Origin of the sequence: Mesorhizobium sp. M7A.F.Ca.US.007.01.2.1, assembly GCF_003998165.1 — a bacterium.
GTDB lineage: Bacteria > Pseudomonadota > Alphaproteobacteria > Rhizobiales > Rhizobiaceae > Mesorhizobium > Mesorhizobium ciceri.
On the sequence record NZ_RZQP01000306.1, the window covers coordinates 1 to 6,066 of the forward strand.

4 protein-coding genes and 1 pseudogene are annotated in these 6,066 nt (G+C 61.3%); all 5 read left to right on the forward strand.

Features of this window, described 5'->3' with window-relative positions:
• The first annotated feature begins 33 nt into the window (after positions 1-33).
• A complete protein-coding gene (locus tag EN949_RS31970) occupies positions 34-909 on the forward strand; it encodes a branched-chain amino acid ABC transporter permease (RefSeq protein WP_064995207.1) in 876 nt (291 codons plus the stop codon).
• Between the two features lie 12 nt (positions 910-921).
• Complete coding sequence (locus EN949_RS31975) at positions 922-2,757, forward strand: branched-chain amino acid ABC transporter ATP-binding protein/permease (RefSeq protein WP_127365626.1); 1,836 nt, start codon at positions 922-924, stop codon at positions 2,755-2,757.
• On the forward strand, positions 2,754-3,452 hold the full coding sequence (locus tag EN949_RS31980; protein ID WP_064995205.1) for an ABC transporter ATP-binding protein: 699 nt from the start codon (positions 2,754-2,756) through the stop codon (positions 3,450-3,452). Before EN949_RS31975 ends, EN949_RS31980 begins: the two co-directional genes overlap by 4 nt.
• Positions 3,453-4,099: 647 nt before the next feature.
• Positions 4,100-5,139: pseudogene (locus EN949_RS31985) on the forward strand (diguanylate cyclase).
• Positions 5,140-5,414: 275 nt separating this feature from the next.
• A partial coding sequence (locus EN949_RS31990; protein WP_127371894.1) for a hypothetical protein occupies positions 5,415-6,066 on the forward strand: 652 nt, incomplete at its 3' end.

A 6,066-nucleotide genomic window follows, 5' to 3' on the forward strand; every position in this document is an offset into this window, starting at 1 on the left:
GGGCATATTTTTCATGACTAAGGTGGGCGCAGAGTGATCAACTGGGCAAATTTCATTTCGCAGTGCTTCAATGGGCTCGTACTCGGCGCGCTTCTGGCGCTGATCTCCTCCGGGCTGACCATCATCTACGGGACGCTCGGCGTCCTGAACCTTGCCCACGGCGCGATGTTCATGCTCGGTGGCTATGCCGGCTGGCTCGCCTACACCTACACAGGTTCATTCCTCGCCGCGGTGGCGGCCGGATCGCTGTTCGTGATGATCGTGGGGGTGTTGATCGAGCGGCTGATCGTTCGCCATTTCTACACGCGGCCGCTCGAGGACCAGCTTCTCGTCACATTCGGGCTCGGCATCGTTTTCGTCGAGACGGTCCGCTTTTTCTTCGGCAGCCTCTCGCACACGGTGCCGCCGCCCGCCTCGCTAGTCGGCATTACCCATCTCGGCTTCATGGTCTATCCCACCTACCGATTGGCGCTCCTCGGCATCGTCGCCCTGGCGCTGCTGATGCTCTATGTCGTGCTCTATCGCACCCGCATCGGGATGATCGTGCGAGCAGGCATCGAGGATTCGGTAATGGTCGACTCGCTTGGAATCGATGTCTACAAGATCTTCATGCTCGTCTTCGGCATCGGAGCCATGGCAGCTGGCTTCGCCGGTATTGTCAACGCACCCGTGGTGTCGATCGCGCCCGATGTCGGGGAAGCCATACTGGTCCAGACCTTTGTGGTCGTGGTAATCGGCGGTGTCGGTTCCTTTACCGGCGCCATCCTTGGCGGCCTCATCGCCGGCGAAATCATCAGCATCACCTCGATGTTCAATCCTGGTTATTCGTATGTCATGCTGTTCGTGGCGATGACGCTGGTGTTGGTGCTTCGACCGCACGGGCTGCTCGGCACGGCAGGGCGTGAGTAGACGCGGTCGTCCATGAACATCAAACATCCCTTCCTCGTCGAGCTTCTGACGGCGCTGGCGCTCGTCCTGGCGCCTTTCGTTCTGCCCCATCTCGGGTTCTCGCCCAGCACGATCAATCGTATCCTGATCTGGGGACTGTTCGGGATCGGCTTCGACATCCTGTTCGGCTACACGGGATTGCTGTCCTTCGGCCAGTCGGCCTTCTACGGTACTGGCGGGATGTTCGCCGCCTATCTCCTGACTGAAACCGGCTTCTCTTATGTCATGGCTGCCATTGTCCTGGGCGCCGTCGTGTCGGGTGTCGTCGGCTACGTGATCGGGTTGATAGCCCTGCGACGCACCGGTATCTATTTCGCCATGATCACGGTGGCGATCGCCGAAGTCTTCTTCTTTGTCGAGTTCAATCCGCTCTCGGCATTCACGGGCGGCGAGAACGGCTTGCCTGGCGTGCCAACCCCGGTCGTCAACCTCGGCTTCACGGTGCTCGAATTCAACACCGACTGGACGATGTATACCTTCCTGGCGTTCTGCTATTTCATCGGCATTGCCGTCGCACTGCGCATCGTACGCTCGCCCGTTGGCGCGATCCTTTCGGCGATCCGCGACAATCCGCTCCGCGCCGCGGCGCTGGGCCACGACATACACGGCTACAAGCTCACGGCCTTCGTGGTTGCCGCGATCTATGCCGGCTTTGCCGGCGGCCTGTTGGGCGTGATGCAGGGCTTCATGCCGCCGGACGCTTTCATGTTCGACACGTCCGGCCAGGTCGTGATGCAGACGGCGATCGGCGGTGCCGGCACACTGTTCGGGCCGCTGGTGGGCGCGACGGTGTGGCTCTATCTCAGCGACTTTTTCCAGAACACATTGCATCTCGGCGCCACATGGAAGTTGGTGCTCGGCATCGTTTTCGTGCTGCTGGTCTGCTTCCTGCGGCGCGGCATCGTCGGTGCGATCGTCGATCTCTATGGGTTGACCGGTGGCCGCAAGCGCATCGAATCGTCCAATACCGCGGTCGAGAGTGCGCCGCACGTCGTGACCGCCGTCGAACCGATGCCGGCGCGCCGGCGTGGTGCTGCGCCAGCATCCGGACCGATCCTGCAGGTGCAGGGCCTAACCAAACGCTATGGCGGTATCACAGCCAACAGCGACGTCGACCTCAGCGTCGATCATGGGGAGATACGGGGCATCATTGGACCCAACGGCGCGGGCAAGACGACGTTCTTCAAGATGCTCACCTGCGAGATCGCGCCAACCTCCGGCCGCATCATACTGGCCGGCCGCGATATTACGGGCATGGGCGTATCCGAGGTGTGCCAGCTCGGGCTCACCAAGAGCTACCAGATCAACCAGCTATTCGACCGCTTGACGGTGCGGCGGAACCTGATGATTGCCGCGCTGGGCGAGGCGCGTGGAAAGTTCCGGCTTGATCTGTTCAAGAGTATCCACAGCGTTCCCGGTCTCAGCGAGCAGGTCGAGCGAACGGCGGCGCTGGTGAACCTTACGGCGCGGCTCGATCGGCCAGTTTCGGAACTGGCTTATGGCGAGAAGCGGCGGCTGGAAATCGGTCTTGCACTGGCGACGTCGCCGAGCCTGCTCCTGCTTGACGAACCGCTTGCCGGCATGAGCCCGCGCGAGCGCGTCGAGACCGTGGCGCTGCTCAAGTCAATCGCGCGTGCACGCACGATGATCGTCATCGACCACGATATGGATTCGCTCTTCGAGCTGGTCGAGAAAATCACCGTCCTGCAGGAGGGCAGGGTGCTGGCCGAAGGCACGCCCAGTGAGATCAAGGCCAACGCAAAGGTGCAGGAAGCCTACCTTGGCGGTGTACATGGAGAGGTGGCATGAGCCTGCTCGATGTGAGAGCATTAAACAGCTATTATGGTGACAGTCACATTCTGTTCGACGTCACATTGAGGGTCGAGAAGAATGAGGTCGTGGCGCTCCTGGGCCGCAACGGCGCTGGCAAGTCGACGACGCTGAAGAGCCTGATGGGGGTCGTGACGCCGCGGACCGGCTCGGTTGAACTAGACGGGGTCGAACTGGTTGGCAGGAAGGCGCACAGCATCGCTCGGGAAGGCATGCAACTCGTGCACGAGAATCGACGCATCTTCGGCAGCCTGAGCGTCGAGGAAAACATCATTCTGGCCGGGTTGACTGCGGATGACCGGTGGCCGCTGGAACGCATTTACACGATGTTCCCCCGGCTGAAGGAACGACGCGCCAGCCGTGGTACGGATTTGTCAGGTGGCGAACAGCAGATGCTGGCTATAGCGCGTGCATTGGTGCGCAACCCAAAGATCCTCCTGCTTGATGAACCCTTCGAAGGACTTGCTCCAGTCATTGTGTACGACTTGGTGCGCGCCTGCCGCGAGCTGGTCCAGGCAGGGCAGACAATTGTGCTGGTGGAACAGAACATCGCAGCGACGCTGGCGCTCGCGAGCCGCGTTTATATCATCAACAATGGCCATATCGCCCACGAAGGCCCGGCCGCCGAACTCAAGATCCAGGCGGGGCTGCTGCAACACCATCTTGGCGTCTAGGTCCAGCCCGTGGACAATCCCACGACCTTCATCGACAGTGTCATCCCCGCCAGAGAATTCGTGAGATTGTGGCTATCACGATCGGAAAGATAGCTAGGAGTTAGGCAAGTGCCTTGAGCCGCCAGCAGACGGTGGCTTTTGGATTTCGACCCCGACTTGATAGTGGAGGGGCAGTCCAAGACATTCTCATGCGCTCCGTACGCCTTTGCTCGAAGAGACACTGATCGGGGGCACGGTCTCGTCAGTGGGCGCGGCTTGGCAGCAGGCCGCGAGCCATGATGGAGCCGTAAACGCTTGCAGGGATCACAGCGGAATTCGCAAGTCGGTACCTCTGGAAATCAAATCTTCAGGATAGCTTGGCATTCTTGTCCATCCCGAGGAGCGGATGGCTCGGGCGGAACATTCAGGAGAAACCAGTTGTAAGGGCCGATATTTGACAGAACGGATGCACCTAGACGTGCAGGATAGTCCTGGCCATAACTGCAGAAGTCGACCGACTACTGGCGAGCCGCACGCGCGATATCCGGCTGACGGGCGAGATCTACCGCCTGTTTCGAGCGCGTGTCTGGTCGCAGACAAAGATCATCCGAGCCTGGATGGTCTGGGTGGCTTTGTTGGACGTGCTGACACTCGCGCTCAACATGGTGATGCTCCCAAGGGCAACTGCGCTATCCATGCTCCTGCCTGGCGCCATCATTCCGCCCGTCGCTGTGGCCGTCGTTCTTATCTGGCGAAAGCCGCGGGCGCCGTGGCTACAAGGGGCTTCGCTGATCGCGGGCTTCTTCCTCATTTTGTTGTCGGTTGCGTTGGTCGGCGTAAGCGCTGGTGGCGAGTTCTACGAACGGCACTTGAACATCATGCTGTTCGTGGCCATCACAGCCATCATCATCTTCGGGGTTCCGCTGGCCTGGACGGTGACTATTGCCGCCTTGGCGCTCGGTCTCTATCTCGTTTTTCAACTACACAACCCGGGCATCGAATTTGGCAGCGCCGTGGCTGCGACGTTGTTTTCACCAGCGGCATCTTCGCAACGGTCGCCGCGCGGCGCAGCATGACAATTCTCGCTCAGAAGACCTTCCTGTTTGAGCTTCGCGACCGGCGCAGGGTCGCCGAACTGGCGGAAGCGAATGATCGGCTGAAACTTTTGGCGAGGACTGATCCGCTCACTGGCATAGCCAACCGGCGCTGGATGACGGAAACGCTTGACCGTCTATGGGACGGTGGCCGGAAATGCCACGGCGGTGCCGCCATGCTGATGTGCGACATCGACGACAAGAAGCTGAACGACCACCTCGGCCATGCCCAGGGCGATCGCTGTCTGGTCGAGGTCGCCAGAATGATCCAGGAAAACGTGAGGCGCGACCGCGATCAGGTGGCCCGCTACGGCGGCGAAGAGTTCCTGGTGTTGCTGCCCGGGGTGGACGAGGAAGAGGCCGTCGCGGTGGCCGAGCGAATTCGTCAGAGCGTTGAGGCCGCGGCTTTTCCCAACCCTGCATCCCGCATGTCGCCTAGCGTCACACTCAGCATTGGAGTTGCAGTTCAGACGACTGACGAGGCCATCTCACCAGAGCAGTTACAGAGTCACGCGGATGCGGCACTCTACCTTGCCAAACAATCCGGCCGCAACCGAGTGCTGCTCCACGGATCGGCGTCATTCGGGCGAAAACATGTGCAGCCGGCACGGTGATGCCTCAAGTACGTCAGGGCGAAAGTCGTTGTGCTGTTCTTGTGCGGCTGAAGCAGACCGGCTCGGCGACATAAGCCGACCCGGGTGCGCCGGTATGCGGCGATCCGTGCCCGAGCCCTCATAACGGGGGTTGACGATGCGGGAACCTGATAGTTGAAGGCAGCAATGGAACGCAAGGCGGCGTTGGACATTTCGTCTGGATTGGCACGCGTGCGACGGTGGTGCCCCGACTGCATCCGGCGGCACCGTCTGACACGAAGGGGAAGGAGCTAGCGATGAGAAGAATTGCCCTCGCGGGAATGCTTACACTCTCGGTTTCGGCCTCCCAGGCACAGACCGCGACGCCTCAGCCAGCCGCACCGACCGCTGAGGCGCCTGCCGGTCAGGTGGTTGCGTCGGGAAAAGGCGGCCCGGTCAACCTCTGTCACGAGATCCTCGCCTTCATGAAAGCGCCTCCAGCTGAGACGCCCCCACCCACCGGCGCGGCAAAGAAGCCGGATGCGGCTTCAGCTAAGCAGGGCACGACCGGATCGGGCGACCCAGCGAAGTCGGAGGGTGGTACGGGCTCTGCGCAAAAAATCACCGGACAGGACGGCGTGGCAACCGACGCTCCCCAGCCAGGCAAGGACAACGCAGCCAGCGGATCGGCGCACAATGCCCCGCAGAAAGAAAGCAGGGCAGCGCCGCTGCCCCCCGCAGACGTGACCAGCACGCCCAAGGAATCCGTGCTGACTGTCGAAGCGGCAGAGCAACTCGCCGATGCGAACGATATCGCCCAGTGCCAGAAAACGGCCCGCGCCATGAGAGTTGCCGGCGTTGCCATGCCACCGCCGCTGATTGCATTGGCAGCACTCGATATGCAATATCAGCAGAAGGCGGTTGTGCCGGCCGAGCCCACAGGGGCTGCCGGTGCCCAGCGTCTAGCGC